The organism is Ectothiorhodospira lacustris (assembly GCF_022227785.1).
GTDB classification, from domain to species: Bacteria; Pseudomonadota; Gammaproteobacteria; order Ectothiorhodospirales; family Ectothiorhodospiraceae; genus Ectothiorhodospira; species Ectothiorhodospira lacustris.
The window spans coordinates 1-15,085 of sequence record NZ_JAJNQM010000079.1; the positions used below are offsets into that span (position 1 = coordinate 1).

Annotated in this window: 14 protein-coding genes; 12 read left to right on the forward strand and 2 right to left on the reverse strand. The window is 62.7% G+C overall.

Features of this window, described 5'->3' with window-relative positions:
• The 4 genes from LQ952_RS13150 to LQ952_RS13165 form a co-directional block, all read left to right on the forward strand.
• Positions 1 to 782 (forward strand): VWA domain-containing protein (locus LQ952_RS13150; RefSeq protein ID WP_238623086.1); only part of this gene is annotated, 782 nt, incomplete at its 5' end.
• A gap of 9 nt (positions 783 to 791) precedes the next feature.
• A complete protein-coding gene (bchO, locus tag LQ952_RS13155; protein ID WP_238623087.1) occupies positions 792 to 1,670 on the forward strand; it encodes an alpha/beta fold hydrolase BchO in 879 nt (292 codons plus the stop codon).
• Positions 1,671 to 1,888: 218 nt separating this feature from the next.
• Positions 1,889 to 3,427, forward strand: coding sequence for a phytoene desaturase (locus LQ952_RS13160; RefSeq protein ID WP_238623095.1), 1,539 nt, complete (start codon positions 1,889 to 1,891; stop codon positions 3,425 to 3,427).
• Positions 3,424 to 4,545 (forward strand): phytoene/squalene synthase family protein, encoded by a 1,122-nt coding sequence (locus LQ952_RS13165; protein ID WP_238623088.1) that lies wholly within the window; start codon positions 3,424 to 3,426, stop codon positions 4,543 to 4,545. The genes LQ952_RS13160 and LQ952_RS13165 overlap by 4 nt, the downstream gene beginning before the upstream one ends.
• A 60-nt stretch (positions 4,546 to 4,605) precedes the next feature.
• On the opposite strand, the gene LQ952_RS13170 is transcribed toward LQ952_RS13165, so the two are convergent.
• Together LQ952_RS13170 and crtD are read right to left on the reverse strand one after the other, a co-directional pair.
• A complete protein-coding gene (locus LQ952_RS13170) occupies positions 4,606 to 5,520 on the reverse strand; it encodes a carotenoid 1,2-hydratase (RefSeq protein WP_347402086.1) in 915 nt (304 codons plus the stop codon).
• Positions 5,514 to 7,016 (reverse strand): 1-hydroxycarotenoid 3,4-desaturase CrtD, encoded by a 1,503-nt coding sequence (gene crtD / locus LQ952_RS13175; RefSeq protein WP_238623089.1) that lies wholly within the window; start codon positions 7,014 to 7,016, stop codon positions 5,514 to 5,516. The genes LQ952_RS13170 and crtD overlap by 7 nt, the downstream gene beginning before the upstream one ends.
• A 110-nt stretch (positions 7,017 to 7,126) precedes the next feature.
• Between crtD and LQ952_RS13180 the strand changes: the two genes are divergently transcribed.
• The 8 genes from LQ952_RS13180 to pufA form a co-directional block, all read left to right on the forward strand.
• Complete coding sequence (locus tag LQ952_RS13180; protein WP_238623090.1) at positions 7,127 to 7,996, forward strand: polyprenyl synthetase family protein; 870 nt, start codon at positions 7,127 to 7,129, stop codon at positions 7,994 to 7,996.
• A gap of 7 nt (positions 7,997 to 8,003) precedes the next feature.
• Positions 8,004 to 9,161: an acetylserotonin O-methyltransferase gene (locus LQ952_RS13185; RefSeq protein WP_238623091.1), complete on the forward strand. Its 1,158-nt coding sequence runs from the start codon at positions 8,004 to 8,006 to the stop codon at positions 9,159 to 9,161.
• Positions 9,162 to 9,260: 99 nt separating this feature from the next.
• A complete protein-coding gene (bchC, locus tag LQ952_RS13190) occupies positions 9,261 to 10,220 on the forward strand; it encodes a chlorophyll synthesis pathway protein BchC (protein ID WP_238623092.1) in 960 nt (319 codons plus the stop codon).
• A 50-nt stretch (positions 10,221 to 10,270) separates the two neighbouring features.
• The gene (locus tag LQ952_RS13195; RefSeq protein ID WP_238623093.1) at positions 10,271 to 11,242 is read left to right on the forward strand and encodes a chlorophyllide a reductase iron protein subunit X; all 972 of its coding nucleotides are present in this window, start codon (positions 10,271 to 10,273) and stop codon (positions 11,240 to 11,242) included.
• A complete protein-coding gene (gene bchY, locus LQ952_RS13200) occupies positions 11,235 to 12,863 on the forward strand; it encodes a chlorophyllide a reductase subunit Y (protein ID WP_274522021.1) in 1,629 nt (542 codons plus the stop codon). Before LQ952_RS13195 ends, bchY begins: the two co-directional genes overlap by 8 nt.
• On the forward strand, positions 12,863 to 14,317 hold the full coding sequence (gene bchZ / locus LQ952_RS13205; protein WP_238623094.1) for a chlorophyllide a reductase subunit Z: 1,455 nt from the start codon (positions 12,863 to 12,865) through the stop codon (positions 14,315 to 14,317). Before bchY ends, bchZ begins: the two co-directional genes overlap by 1 nt.
• A gap of 388 nt (positions 14,318 to 14,705) precedes the next feature.
• The gene (pufB, locus tag LQ952_RS13210) at positions 14,706 to 14,864 is read left to right on the forward strand and encodes a light-harvesting antenna LH1, beta subunit (RefSeq protein WP_008932826.1); all 159 of its coding nucleotides are present in this window, start codon (positions 14,706 to 14,708) and stop codon (positions 14,862 to 14,864) included.
• A gap of 91 nt (positions 14,865 to 14,955) precedes the next feature.
• On the forward strand, positions 14,956 to 15,085 hold a 130-nt coding region (pufA, locus tag LQ952_RS13215; RefSeq protein ID WP_238623098.1), incomplete at its 3' end, for a light-harvesting antenna LH1, alpha subunit.

Genomic DNA, 15,085 nt, shown 5'->3' on the forward strand with positions numbered 1-15,085 from the left:
GCAAGGCCGGGGCCTTGCAGCAGGGCAAGTCCCGGGGCCGCCCCATCGGCACCCGCCGGGGCGAGATCCGTGCCGGTGCCCGACTCAACGTCATCGAAACCCTGCGGGCCGCGGCCCCCTGGCAGCCTTTGAGGCGTGCCCAGGCCCTGGCCGGCGGCACCGTCAAGGGGCCGCGGGTGCATGTGCGACGGGATGATTTTCGCATCACCCGCTTCAAGCAGCGCACCGAGACCACCACCATCTTTGCGGTGGATGCCTCCGGTTCCGCCGCCCTGCATCGGCTGGCTGAGGCCAAGGGGGCGGTGGAGCTGTTGCTGGCGGACTGCTACGTGCGTCGTGACCGGGTCGGCCTGATCGCGTTTCGGGGGCAGGGGGCCGAGTTGTTGCTGCCGCCCACCCGCTCCCTGGTGCGGGCCAAGCGCAGTCTGGCCGGGCTGCCGGGCGGCGGTGGTACGCCTCTGGCCGCAGCCATCGATGCCGTGCGTGAACTGGCCGAGGCGGTGAAACGCCGGGGCGAGACCCCGGTGGCGGTGTTCCTGACCGATGGTCGGGCCAACATCGACCGCGAAGGCAAGCCCGGTCGGCCCAAGGCCATGGAGGACGCCGTGGCCGCGGCGCGGGTGCTGGCGCAGGAGAACTTCACCACCATCCTGGTGGATACTTCTCCCCGACCCCAGCGTTCCGCCCAGGAACTGTCCCAGGCCATGAACGCCCGCTATCTGCCCTTGCCCTACGCCGATGCGGCCACGCTGTCCTCGGCGGTGCAGGCGGCCAGCAGTTAAGGGGTCGTCATGACAGGCCGGCTGGACTGGACGCGGGATGGTCATGATTGGCCGCACCGTGACGCCAGCCGGTTTGTCGAGGCCGGTGGTCTGCGCTGGCATGTGCAGTGTCTGGGGGAGGGGCCGCCGATCCTGCTGGTTCACGGCACCGGTGCCGCCTCCCATAGTTGGCGTGACCTCATGCCCCTGCTGGCCCATCACTTCACGGTGATCGCGCCGGATCTGCCGGGGCATGGGTTCTCCTCTCCACCGGCGCGCTTTGCCGGGTTTGCCCTGCCGGGCATGGCGGCGTCCCTGGCGGCACTGCTCAAGCAGATGCATCTGTCTCCGGTCCTGGTGGCCGGGCATTCCGCCGGGGCCGCGGTGCTGGCCCGGATGTGTCTTGACGGACACATCGCGCCCCGGACCCTGGTGAGCATCAACGGGGTCATGCTCCCCTTGCCGGGCACGGTGAGCCTGTTCTTCAGCGCCTCGGCGCGTGTCCTCTCCATGATTCCCTTCATTCCCCATTACGTGGCCTGGCGGGCCACGGATCGCCGCGCCCTGGAGGGCTTGTTGCGGGGGACCGGTTCGCGGTTGGATGCCCGGGGCCTGGAGTTGTACGGGCGTCTGGTGCGCAGTCCCGGGCATGTGGGCGGGGCCCTCAACATGATGGTGAACTGGGACCTGCATCCCCTGGCCCGGGATCTGGCCCGCCTGCCGGTGCCGTTGGTTCAGGTGGTCGGCGGCAATGACCGTACCGTGCCGCCCTCGGAGTCGCGACGGGTGCAGGCGCTGCTGCCTCAGTCACGCCTGGTGACGTTGCCCGGCCTGGGGCATCTGGCCCATGAGGAGCGCCCCGACCTGGTGGAGGCCCTGTTGCTGGAACACTTTCCGCCATGTTCATGAATGAACATTGGACAAGTCCTCTGCCGTCACTTCTACGTCCACCGTCATTCCCGCCTACGCGGGAATGACTTTTTCAGGGCATCCTGAAGGGAATGACGTGCCTCATGTAATGTGCATTTACCGCCCTCCAAGGTTCGATTTCCATATGGTGTGCCCCGTATCCCCCTGCTAGACTGTCAAGCAATACTTACAGTTGATAGGGTTGCTCTGTGTCCACGGTGGTAGAACCTCATTCCGCAACAGCCTCCTCTCACGCCAACCCGGATGCCCCTCATGCCGTGGTCATCGGCAGCGGTTTCGGCGGCCTGGCCGCCGCCATCCGCCTGGGCGCCCGGGGATACCGGGTGACCGTACTGGAAAAGCTGGATGCACCCGGCGGTCGCGCCTATGTCTTCCGCAAGGACGGCTTCACCTTCGACGCCGGTCCCACCATCGTGACGGCCCCCTTCGTGCTTGAAGAGCTTTGGCAGCTGTGCGGGCGGCGCATGGAAGACGACGTGGACCTGCGCCCCATGGACCCCTTTTATCAGATCCGTTTCCATGACGGCGAGGTCTTCAACTACTGGGCCGACGTAGAGGCCGTGCGCGCGGAAGTGGCGCGTTTCTCCCCCGACGACCTGAACGGTTACGATGCCTACATGCGCGACAGTGAGGCCAACTACCGGGTCGGCTTCGAGAAACTGGCCCATATGCCCTTCAATTCCTGGACCGACATGGCCAAGGTGGTGCCGGAACTGCTGAAGTTGCGGGCTGATCGCAGTGTCTGCGGGCTGGTGGCCAAGCACATCAAGAACCCCCGTCTGCAGCAGGTACTGAGCTTCCATCCCCTGCTGGTGGGCGGCAATCCCTTCAGGACCACCTCGGCCTATTCCCTGATCTCCTATCTGGAGCGACGTTTCGGTGTTCACTCCGCCATGGGCGGAACCGGGCATATCGTCAAGGGTCTGGTCGGTCTGATCGAAGGGCAGGGCAATGTGGTGCTTTGCAATCAGGAGGTGCGGCAGATCCTGGTGGAGCATGGCCGCGCCACCGGTGTGCAACTGGCCTCCGGTGAGACTATCGCCGCCGATGTGGTGGTCTCCAATGCCGATTCGGCGTCCACTTACCGCTATCTGGTACCGGAAACCGCCCGTCGTAAGTGGACCAACCGGCGGGTCGAGCGTTCACGTTATTCAATGAGTCTCATGGTCTGGTATTTCGGTACCAAGAAGCGCTATGAGGATGTCCCTCACCACTCCATCATTCTGGGGCCCCGCTACCGGGAGCTGCTGGATGACATCTTCGATCGCAAGGTACTGGCGGAAGATTTCAGCCTCTATCTGCATCGTCCCACCAAGACGGATCCTTCCCTGGCCCCGGAGGGTTGCGACACCTTCTATGTGCTGTCGCCCGTCCCGCATATGGAAAGCGGGGTGGATTGGCAGCAGCAGGCCGAACCCTATCGTCGCAAGATTGAAAAATATCTCTCGGAACACGTGCTGCCGGATCTGGAAAACCAGGTGGTGGCCTCCCACATGATTACTCCGCCGTATTTCCAGAACACCCTCTCTTCCTTCAGGGGGGCAGCCTTCGGGCTGGAGCCGATCCTGACCCAGAGCGCCTGGTTCCGTCCTCACAATCAAAGCGAGGATGTGGATCGGCTGTATCTGGTGGGTGCCGGCACCCACCCCGGGGCCGGGATGCCGGGAGTCATTTCCTCGGCCAAGGTGCTGGATAGGGTGGTGCCGGATGCAGCGACTATCAAAGGTGCCTCATGATCAAGCTCAGATCCTCCGAAAAGCGCATGTCCCGGCGTGCCGCCGATGCGGCTGCCTGTCGGTCATTGCTGTGTGACGGCTCCCGGTCGTTCTATGCCGCTTCCATGTTCCTGCCCCAGCATATCCGACGGCCGGCAACCGCCATGTATGCCTTCTGCCGCCTGGCCGATGACGCCATCGACCTGGACGAGCGGGGGGATGGCCTGGAGCGCATGCAGGAGCGTCTGGATCGCATCTATGACGGCAATCCCCTGGATATTTCGGCAGATCGCGCCTTTGCCGAGGTGGTGCGGCGCTATTCCATTCCGAAGGCGCTGCCCCAAGCCCTGCTGGAAGGATTTGAATGGGATACCCAGGGGCATCGCTATCCTGATTTGGCATCGCTGGAGGCCTATGGCTCCCGGGTGGCCGGTACGGTCGGTGCCATGATGACCCTGGTGATGGGGGTGCGCTCGCCCGACGCCCTGGCCCGGGCCTGTGATCTGGGGGTGGCCATGCAGCTCACCAACATCGCCCGTGATGTGGGTGAGGATGCCCGCAATGGCCGTATCTACTTGCCGCTGAACTGGCTGCAGGAGAAGGGGATCGACCCGGAAGAATTTCTGGCCGATCCGCGTTTTACCCCGGAGATGGGGGAGATCGTGCAGCGCCTGCTCAAGGCGGCGGATGTACTCTATGAGCGGGGGGCCGTGGGGATTCATGCCCTGCCGCCGTCCTGCCGCAAAGGCATGCAGGCCGCCGCCGCCCTCTATTCCGAAATCGGTCGGGAAGTGGAGCGCAATGGGTGTGATTCCATCTCCCGGCGTGCGGTGACTTCTCCCGCCCGCAAGGTGCTGGCCCTGTACACCATGTCCCGACGCTGGGGCAGGGATGAGCTTCGAGTGATCAAGGAGATCCTTTCGGAGGACCCGCTGGAGGCCAATCGTTTCCTGGTGGATGCGGTGCGGGAGCAGGAAGTGCTCAAGCAGGAGATTCGTCCCCAGGGCGTCGGCATGGGGCGCGTGGAGGATCGCATCATGTGGCTGCACAACTTGTTTCAGCGGCTTGAGCAGCAGGAGCGCCGTTCACCACGGACTGCCCGCGCGCCCCGCTCCGGCAGGACGCCGGTAGCCGGTTGAGCGGCTTTGTCCCACTGAGCGTGAACGTCGGGCCGGGTCTTGTACCCGGCCCGAATCGTTTCAGCCCCTTGCCCGGCGAGGCATCCGGAACGGCAGCATGAGTTGCACCACGGCGGTCTCGAAGCGTTCCAGGGACAGGCTTTCATGGAATGCCAGCCCTGGTTCCCCTCCAATACGCGTGTCCAGCAGTGAGCGTACGTAGAAGGGGGTATCCGTCAGGGTCTGCCTGACGGCGGCGCGGCCATCGTCCGCACGGGTGGCCCGGTTGACCCGCCATCCCGAGATCGGGAGCCCCTGGCGTGGTGGTGGCTCGATATCCCGCACCCCGCCCCGAGGATCAAAGCGCAGAGTCAGCATGCGCTCCCGGTCGTCCCTTTGCGTGGCTTCGTAGAGCACCACGGTATCTCCGTTGGGCATGACGGCTCGTGACCAGTCCCAGTACCGAAAGCCCTGCTCCAGGGGTTCGGTCCCGATGTTGCTGTCCATGTAGCCGTGGCCCTGCCAGCGCAGCCCGGGTTGCTGCAAATCCACTTCCACTCGCGCACAGGGGGCGATGGGGCGCCACTGATGGCGTGCCTTTTGGTCCAGGGCATAGTGCCTGGTCGCCATGGCCTCGGGATGGAGCCGAATGGTGCCGCGAATGCGGCTGGGGAGCGGGGCGCTGACCTCGTTCAAGTGGACGGTCAGACCGTCCGGCCCCCATTCCAGGGCGCTGGGACCGATCACCAGATTGTCCTTGTCCCGTTGCAGATCGCCACGCCCGCGCTCGGTCATGGCCCAGCGCCGGGGTGTGTTGCCGTATAGGGCGACGTTGATCGACACGTGATGGCTGGGGTCTGCCGTGCCTCGCCGCCGGGCGAGGGCGTAATAGGGCGAAAAGACGCTGCCGACGAAGGCAATCAGGGTGATGCCGTGGCAGCCGTCATCACTCCATGCATCCAGGTACCACCACAGATAGCCACCCGGAGTCACCACTTCCGAGAAGTCAGGTCCTGTATCACGGTCCGTGCCGCCAGTCGCCCCGACAGCGTTGCCATGGGAACGCCCGCTCCCGGATGCACGCTGCCCCCCGCCAAGTACAGCCCCGGGACTTGGCTGCGACTCCCCGGCCGGTCGAACGACGCTCGCCATCCATGGCTCGCCCGGCCGTAGAGTGCGCCCCCCGTCGCCGGGAACAGGTGTTCGAAGTCCGTCGGTGTGGTGATCAGATGCGGCGATTCGTTCAGGTCGATCTTCAGACCACAGCGAGCCAGGAGCCTGAAGGTGCTCTCCTCGCATTGGGCAATCTCCGTGGGTTTGTAATGGTGTTGATCGCCGATTGGCGGGGCATTAACCAAGCAGAGTAACCGCTCCGCACCGGATTGTCCGTGACAATCATCATCCTGGCGATCCTGGGCGCAGATATAAACCGTGGGTTCCTTGGGTAGGCGGTGATGTTCGAAGATGTCCCGAAACTCCGCCTGATAATCACTGGAAAAAAAGACGTTGTGCCTGATCAGGGGGAAGCCCTGGGGGGCGGCCTTCAGGCTCCAGGTCAGGGCCGACAAGGACCGTTGTCCTGGTTCCGGTCCCTGCACGGCACCGGCCACCTCGATCCCCAGGCGCCCCCGGGACAGGGCACCGATGTCTCCGTTGAAGACGACCAGATCGGCATCCAGTGATTCGTTCTCGTCGAGGGTGACCCCACAGACGCGCCCGGCCCGAGCGTTGATGCGGCTGACCGGGGTGTTAAAGAGAAACTGCACACCCTGGGCGGCGGCCAGTTTGTAAAGTGCTTCAGGCAGGCGGGACATGCCGCCCTCCACGCTCCAGACTCCCTCCTGTTCCACGTGGGTGATGAGCATCAGGGTGGCGGGTGCCTGATAGGGAGAAGAGCCGCAATAGGTGGAATAACGACCGAACAACTGACGCAGTCGGGGGTTGTGAAAATGCCTGCCCAGGGCGTGCCAGAGGGTGTCATAGGGGGATATCCGGATCAGGTCGCCGATGCCCCTGAGGCCGGAGCGGCTTACCAGGCCGGCAGGGGTGGGGCGGGAATCGCGGATGAAGGTGTTTTCAAGGGTCCGGTAGGTTCGCCTGGCCCGCTGGCAGAACTCCTTGAACCGGCGCGCCTCGCCGGGGCCGGCGAATTCCCCGATGGCCGCAGCGGAACGCTCCGGGTCTGCAAACAGGTCCAGTCTCTCGTCCTCGCTCCAGGCGTGACGCGCCAGGATTTGAAGCGGTCTGAGGCAGAGATGATCGTCCAGACGAGTGCCTGCGGACTCAAATAGTTCATCGAATACCCAGCGCATGGTGAAGACGGTGGGACCCGAATCGATGGGGACGCCGTCCACCATGACTTCCCTGATCTTGCCCCCGGGGGTGGCGGCCTTCTCCAGGACGAGAACCTCTATGCCTTGTCGGTTTAGTTCCAGTGCTGCAGACAGTCCGGCGATACCGGCGCCGACGATGATTGCCTTGGGATTTTGCACCTGAATTGCTGCCTCCTGCAAAGGCCTTTGACTCGGCCGGGGGTTGTGTCTATGCTGAGCACCAAGCATAAGTGACAACCTAACCTTACACTACGGGGCGGAGGCAAACCATGGATGCCATGACGCGGATTGAGCAGGCTTTGAACCAGGCGCTGGCCCGTGGGGAGACCCCGGCCTGTCCGCCGCTGCTCGCTGAGGCGTTGAGGTATTCGGTCTTTCCCGGCGGTGCCCGGATCCGGCCCCAGCTGTGTGTTGCCGTGGCCCAGGCCTGCGGCGATGATGCGCCGGAGCTTGTCGATGCGGCGGCTGCTTCCATTGAACTCATGCATTGCGCCTCTCTGGTGCACGACGACCTGCCCTGTTTCGACAGTGCCGACATGCGTCGCGGCAAGCCCTCGGTCCACGCGGCCTACGGTGAGCGTCTGGCCGTGCTGGCGGGCGACGCGCTGATCATCATGGCCATGGAGGCGCTGGTGCATGGCGCTACCCGCAGGCCCGAGCGTCTGGCGCCATTGCTGCTGACCGTGGGACAGGGTGTCAGTGTGCCTTCCGGCATCATCCCCGGGCAGGCCTGGGAATGTGAACCGTCAGTGGATCTGGCCCAGTACCAGCGTGCCAAGACCGGTGCCCTGTTCGCCGCCGCCACCATGGCCGGGGCCGTAGCCGCAGGTCATGAGGCTGCTGGCTGGCGGGCGTTGGGCGAGAAGCTGGGTGAGGCCTTCCAGGTGGCGGACGATCTGCGCGATGTGGCGTCCAATCCGGAAGAGTTGGGCAAGCCGGTGGGTCAGGACGAGGCCCTGGGCCGTCCCAATGCCGTGGCGACCCATGGCATCAAGGGGGCCACCAAGTACCTCAAGCAGTTGCTTGATGAGGCCATGGCCTCCATCCCTTCCTGTCAGGGCGAGGCGGAACTGCGCGTGCTGCTGATGAAGAAGGCCGCCAAGTTCCTGCCCAAGGAACTGGCCCAGCAGGCGGCCTGATCCGATCATGGCGCACAGGCCAGGGAAGGTGAGGGCCTTTTCCCGGGGCCCTGTCTGGCGGGGTCATTTCCTGGCCCTGCGCAACCGTATCCTTTCCAGTCCCCGTTTCCAGCGCTGGGCTGCCGCATTCCCCCTGACCCGTCCCGTCGCTCATCATCGGGCCCGCCGGATGTTCGATATCGTGGCGGGCTTCGTCTATTCGCAGGTCCTGTACGCCTGTGTCCATCTGCGGATTATTGAGTTACTGCATGAGTCGGGGCCGTTGACCATCGAAGAGCTGGCCGCCCGGGTGGATCTGCCCGAGGAGTCCTGCCTGCTGCTGGCAAAGGCGGCGGCGTCATTAGAACTGATGGAGTACTACGGGCGAGGGCGCTGGGGGTTGGGGCGGCAGGGTGCGGCCATGATCGCCAATCCCGGGGTGGCTGCCATGGTCGAGCACCATGTCATGCTGTATGAAGATCTGCAGGACCCCGTGGCCCTGCTGCGGGCCGGCAAGAACGGGCAGACGCGGTTGGGCCGTTTCTGGGCCTATGCCGGACAGGAGCCGCCTGGTGGTCTGGATGGCGGGCGGGTTGACGAGTACACACGGCTGATGTCCGTCTCCCAGCAGCTGGTGGCCGAGGAGATTCTCGATGCCTTCACACCCAGGGGTTACACCCGGTTGATGGATCTTGGCGGCGGGAACGCCACCTTTCTCTCCGCGGTGGCCGGCAGGCTGCCGGATCTGGAGCTGGTGCTGTTCGACCTGCCGGCAGTGGCCGAGAAGGCCCGAACCCGTTTTGCCGAGCTGGGCCTGGCGCATCGGGCCACGGCCATCGGCGGCGATTTCTTTTCGGATCCGCTGCCCCGGGGGGCGGACCTGATATCCCTGGTGCGCGTGGTCCATGACCACAATGACAATCACATTCTCGGGCTCTTTCGCTCCATTCGGGAGGCATTGCCGGATCATGGCGCATTGCTGCTGGCCGAGCCCATGTCCGGCACCTCGGGGGCGGAACCCATGGGTGATGCCTATTTCGGCATGTATCTTTTTGCAATGGGGCGAGGACGTCCCAGAACCCCTTCAGAGCTGGAAGAAATGCTTTTTAAATCAGGGTTTACGCGTGTTCGCCTGATTCCCACCAGAACACCTTTATTGACACGTGTCATGTTGGCTCAACCCTGACCTGGGGTGAGTGTTAGTTTGGGTTGACAACATCCGGGGTCACGCTAGACTTACACGCATATCTTGTAGGGCCAAGTCCGGTCACAGGCCAATATCCTTATGAAAGCGACAGCCGTCGTCATCCAACAACCTGAATCCCTTGAAATCCGCGAACTGGAGCTGACCGCTCCCGGTGCGGCGGATGTGGTTGTGGCAATCGACTGGAGCGGGATCAGCACCGGCACCGAAAGGTTGCTCTGGACCGGCAAGATGCCCAGTTTCCCCGGTATGGGCTATCCCCTGGTTCCCGGTTACGAGTCCGTGGGCCGGATCACTCAGGCAGGCCCTGACTCCGGTCGTCAGGAAGGCGAATGGGTCTTTGTCCCCGGCGCTTCCTGCTACGGTGAGGTGAAGGGGCTGTTCGGCGGTGCTTCGTCCCGCGTGGTGGTGCCCGGCAGTAAGGTGGTGCCCATCCCTGACCGTCTCGGCGAGGAAGGCGTGCTGCTGGCGCTGGCTGCCACCGCCTACCATGCCATTTTTCAGGGTCAGCCCGCGGATGAGGCGGCGTCTTTCCGGTTGCCCGACCTCATCATCGGTCACGGCGTTCTGGGTCGTCTGCTGGCGCGCGTCGCCGTGGCGGCCGGTGCTTCCCCAGTGGTCTGGGAGCTGAACGAGTCCCGTGCCGCCGGTGCCGAAGGCTATGCCGTTATGCACCCGGATCAGGATGGGCGTCGCGACTATCACACCATCGTGGATGTGAGTGGTGATAGCGCGCTGCTGGATACCCTGATTGCCCGCCTGGCACCGGGGGGGGAGGTGGTCCTCGCCGGTTTTTATAGCCAGCCGCTTTCGTTTGCCTTCCCGCCCGCGTTTATGCGCGAAGCCCGGATCCGCTGTGCTGCCGAATGGCGCGCGCCCGATCTGGCGGCGGTGAAGGCGCTCATCGATTCCGGCCGACTGTCTCTGGGCGGCCTCATCACACACCGCCGTCCCGCAGCTCAGGCCGATGAGGCCTATCGGACGGCATTCGGTGATCCCGAATGCCTGAAAATGGTGCTGGACTGGAGAGCCAGCCAGTGAGTGGTGGCGGTCATACGACTTCCGTATCCGTTGATAGGCTCAGGGAACCGATGGGTTCCGGAGCGGCGGGGACGATCCTTTCTGAAGGGGATGAGCGCGTGCAAAGTAGTACAGCCAAAGAAACCCAGATCATCGCAATCTATGGCAAGGGTGGTATTGGCAAGAGTTTCACCCTGTCGAACCTGTCCTACATGATGGCCCAGCAGGGCAAGCGCGTCCTGCTCATCGGCTGTGATCCCAAGAGCGACACCACCTCTTTGCTGTTCGGCGGCAAGGCCTGTCCCACCATCATCGAGACCGCTGCCCGCAAGAAGCTGGCGGGTGAGGAAGTGGAGATCGGCGATGTCTGCTTCAAACGCGGCGGCGTGTTTGCCATGGAACTGGGTGGCCCTGAAGTGGGTCGTGGCTGCGGTGGTCGCGGCATCATCCATGGTTTCGAAATCCTGGAAAAGCTGGGTTTCCATGACTGGGGATTCGACTACGTGCTGCTGGACTTCCTGGGCGACGTGGTTTGCGGCGGTTTTGGTCTGCCCATCGCCCGCGACATGTGCCAGAAGGTCATCGTTGTGGGATCCAATGACCTGCAGTCCCTTTATGTGGTGAATAACGTCTGCTCCGCAGTGGAATATTTCCGTCGTCTGGGCGGTAATGTGGGTGTGGCGGGTATTGTCATCAACAAGGATGACGGCACCGGCGAGGCCCAGGCCTTCGCCCAGGCGGCCGGCATCCCCGTCCTGGCCTCCATCCCTGCCAACGAAGACATTCGCAGAAAGAGCGCCAATTACCAGATCGTCGCCCATCCGGACGGCGAGTGGGGGCCGCTGTTCGAGGCTTTGGCGGCCCAGGTGGCTGAAGCACCGCCGCAGCGGCCCAAGCCGCTGACCCAGGATGAATTGCTGGGGTTGTTCTCCAGTGATGCCGTGGGACGGGACGTGGTACTTGAACCGGCGACCTGGGAAGATGTCCATGGCCATGCCATGGTCAAGAAGCCCTCCCTTGAGGTGATCTATGACGATGTCTGATCGACATCGCCACCTTATGGAGGCCAGTGATCCCGATGTCGGCCGTGCCGGCGGTGGTGCTGCGTCTCCGGATCATCCGCAAGATACGAAGCCTTCCGTGAAGATCGACCAGATTCCAGTGACCATCGAGACGAAGGCTTCTGCAAAAGATTCCGGTTGCCATGGCGGCCAGGAAACCTTGCGTGCGGCTGCACGGGCCGCCGGTCAGAGCGAAACCCTGGACCAGTACGCCAGGGATTATCCGGCTGGCCCCCATGATCAGCCGCAAAGCATGTGCCCGGCCTTTGGCTCGCTGCGTGTGGGTCTGCGCATGCGGCGTACGGCCACGATCCTGTCCGGCTCTGCCTGCTGCGTTTATGGCCTGAGCTTCACCTCGCATTTTTACGGCGCGCGCCGCACCGTCGGTTACGTGCCCTTTGATTCGGAAACCCTGGTCACCGGCAAGTTGTTCGAGGATATTCGGGAATCCGTGTATCAGGTGGCTGATCCGGCAGTCAATGACGCCGTGGTCGTCATCAATCTCTGCGTACCCACCGCCTCCGGGGTGCCCTTGCGGCTGCTGCCCAAAGAAATCAACGGGGTGCGTATCATCGGGATTGATGTCCCGGGATTTGGCGTGCCCACTCATGCCGAGGCCAAGGATGTCCTGGCCGGTGCCATGCTGCGCTATGCCCGCGGCGAGGCCGAGCAGGGCCCGGTGCAGGCGCCTCGGGACGGACGCAAGGACAAGCCGACGGTCACCCTGATGGGCGAGATGTTCCCGGCTGACCCGGTGGGTATCGGTGCCATGCTGGAGCCCTTGGGGCTTGCTGCCGGCCCGGTGGTTCCCACCCGCGAGTGGCGTGAACTCTATGCCGCCCTGGACTGTGCGGTGGGTGCGGCCATCCATCCCTTCTATACCTCATGTGTGCGTGAGCTGAATGAGGCGGGACGCGAGGTGGTCGGTTCGGCCCCCGTGGGCTACGACGGTACCGCCGCATGGTTGGAGGCCATCGGCGAGGCCTGTGGTGTGGCCAGAAGCGCCGTGGACAGCGCCAAAAACCGCTTTCTGCCTGCCATCAAGGGCGCTCTGTCGGCCGCGCCGATCAAGGGCCGCATCACATTGTCAGGCTACGAAGGCTCCGAGCTGTTGGTGGCGCGCCTGCTGATTGAAAGTGGTGCGGATGTGCCCTACGTCGGTACTGCCTGCCCCAGAACCCGCTGGTCCGATCCGGACCGCGAATGGCTGGAGAGCAAGGGTGTCCGTATCCAGTTCCGTGCATCGCTGGAGCAGGATCTGGCCGCCATTGAAGAATTTGGTCCCGACCTGGCCATCGGCACGACGCCGGTGGTGCAAAAGGCAAAAGAGAAGGGTATTCCTGCCTTGTATTTCACCAACCTCATTTCCGCCCGTCCCCTGATGGGGCCTGCGGGCGCGGGTTCTTTGGCTCAGATCGTCAATGCCGCCCTGTCCAACCAGGCTCGCTTCGATCGCATGAAGGCCTTTTTCGAAGGTGTCGGCGAAGGCTATACGACCGGTGTCTGGGAAAAACTTCCGCAGGAGTACCCGGAATTTCGTGAGCGCATGAGACGTCAGCGGCAGCGTGTCGCCGGACAGAACGGTCCGGGGGAGATGAGCTGATGTTCATCCTGGATCTGGATCGTGCGGGTGGTTACTGGGGTTCTGTCTACGCCTTTACCGCCATCAAGGGGCTGCAGGTCATTATTGATGGCCCCGTGGGGTGTGAGAATTTGCCGATCACCTCGGTACTTCACTACACCGATGCATTGCCGCCCCACGAACTGCCGGTCGTGGTGACCGGGCTGGGTGAGGAAGAACTGGGGCAGACAGGGACCGAGGCCGCGATGAGGCGTGCGCACCAAGCCCTGGATCCGGATCTGCCGACCGTGGTGGTGACGGGCTCCATTGCCGAGATGATCGGCGGTGGTGTGACCCCTGAAGGCACAAATATTCAACGGTTTCTTCCTCGTACTATTGACGAGGATCAGTGGCAGAGTGCCGATAGGGCTCTAAACTGGCTGTGGACTGAATTTGGTAGCAAGAAGAAGGTGCCGGCCCCGAAAGCACGCAAGGCTGGCGAAAAGCCGAAGGTCAATATCATCGGCCCCATGTACGGCACCTTCAACATGCCATCCGATCTGGCGGAGATTCGCCGCTTGGTGGAAGGCATCGGTGCTGAGGTCAATATGGTCTTCCCTCTGGGGAGCCATCTGGCCGAGGTATCCGGATTGGCGGATGCGGAAGTCAACATCTGCATGTATCGGGAGTTTGGCAGGATGCTGTGCGAGACCCTGGATCGGCCTTATCTGCAGGCGCCCATTGGCCTTCATAGCACCACCTTTTTCCTGAGGAAACTGGGTGAATTGCTTGGATTGGATCCGGAGCCGTTCATCGAAAAGGAAAAGCACACGACGGCCAAACCCCTGTGGGATCTGTGGCGGTCGGTGACACAAGATTTCTTCGGGACGGCGACCTTCGGGATCGTGGCGACCGAAACCTACGCCAGGGGTATCAGACACTTCCTGGAGGAGGAGATGGGAATGCCTTGCAACTTTGCCTTTGCGCGCAGCGCCGGGGCAAAACCCGATAACCAGTCGGTGCGCAAGGCAATCCATGAAAAGACGCCGTTGGTGCTGTTCGGCAGTTACAACGAACGCATGTATCTGGCAGAAATTGGAGGGAGGGCGATGTATGTGCCGGCCTCTTTCCCCGGGGCGATCATACGGCGCCATACCGGCACCCCCTTCATGGGCTACGCCGGAGCGACGTATCTGGTTCAGGAAGTGTGCAACGCGCTATTTGATGCGCTGTTCCACATCCTGCCCCTGGGGACGGAACTGGACAAGGTGGATGCCACCCCATCGCGACTCCACCGGGAACTGCCCTGGGATGATGAGGCCAAGGCAGCCCTGGACAGACTGGTTGAAGCGTATCCGGTGCTGGTTCGAATCTCTGCCGCCAAGCGTCTCAGGGATGCCATTGAGGCAGACGCAAGACGCGAAGGCGAAGAAAGAGTCAGTGTGGACAGGGTCACCAAGACCCACGCGGACGTGGCTGCCGGCAGGGCAGCCTGACCCAGACACAAGCAGCAGGGCAGGGTAATTGAGCGCTGCCTTGAGACGGAAAAGAATGATGAAGTAACCACCTGGCAGAGGAAATTGCCGGTGTCAAGGTAACAGATTTGCGGTTTTCTGGGCGTCGCCGCCTGTGCGTGCAGTACCGCGAGGCGAAGTCGCCCCGACCTCCCAAAGTCTGGGGGGTTATGGGTCGATCGTGAATGTGCTGTGACGTGTATCTAGCTTGTTCATGTCTTCAGCCATCACCCGTTAGCCGAGTACTTAAACGGTATGACAGGTGACACGGTCGTGAGTTTCGTTGTGGAGGCAATTTTTTCCACGACGGTCGTGATCGCGTTGAGTCAACGCGGTATTTGCCAATAAGGCTCATTTGGAGGGTATTTAAATGGTTGACGAAACGAAAGGTTCGCTCTCTGGGCTCACCGAAGACGAGGCCATGGAGTTTCATGGTGTCTTCATGACCAGCATGATGGGCTTCCTGGCCGTTGCTGCCGTTGCTCACGTTCTGGCTTGGATGTGGCGTCCCTGGGGCGTGGCTTGGTAAGACTGCACACCCTTTTGGTGTGTTAGTCAGTACCGAGTCTTTCGAACCGAAGTTGTAAAAGTAGTTCCCTAAAAACATAGGAGATTTCAACATGTGGCGTGTTTGGCTGCTGTTCGATCCGCGCAGAGCGCTGGTTGCCCTGTTCACGTTCCTGGCCGTGCTTGCACTGCTGATCCACTTCATCCTGTTGAGCACCGAACGCTTCAACTGGATGCACTCTG

What these genes read in the sequence shown, in the direction of transcription:
- bchO (WP_238623087.1), top strand. Translation starts at nt 792, where the DNA reads ATGACAGGCCGGCTGGACTGGACGCGGGATGGTCATGATTGGCCGCAC.
- LQ952_RS13165 (WP_238623088.1), top strand. Translation starts at nt 3,424, where the DNA reads ATGATCAAGCTCAGATCCTCCGAAAAGCGCATGTCCCGGCGTGCCGCC.
- LQ952_RS13180 (WP_238623090.1), top strand. Translation starts at nt 7,127, where the DNA reads ATGGATGCCATGACGCGGATTGAGCAGGCTTTGAACCAGGCGCTGGCC.
- LQ952_RS13185 (WP_238623091.1), top strand. Translation starts at nt 8,004, where the DNA reads ATGGCGCACAGGCCAGGGAAGGTGAGGGCCTTTTCCCGGGGCCCTGTC.
- bchC (WP_238623092.1), top strand. Translation starts at nt 9,261, where the DNA reads ATGAAAGCGACAGCCGTCGTCATCCAACAACCTGAATCCCTTGAAATC.
- LQ952_RS13195 (WP_238623093.1), top strand. Translation starts at nt 10,271, where the DNA reads ATGGGTTCCGGAGCGGCGGGGACGATCCTTTCTGAAGGGGATGAGCGC.
- bchY (WP_274522021.1), top strand. Translation starts at nt 11,235, where the DNA reads ATGTCTGATCGACATCGCCACCTTATGGAGGCCAGTGATCCCGATGTC.
- bchZ (WP_238623094.1), top strand. Translation starts at nt 12,863, where the DNA reads ATGTTCATCCTGGATCTGGATCGTGCGGGTGGTTACTGGGGTTCTGTC.
- pufB (WP_008932826.1), top strand. Translation starts at nt 14,706, where the DNA reads ATGGTTGACGAAACGAAAGGTTCGCTCTCTGGGCTCACCGAAGACGAG.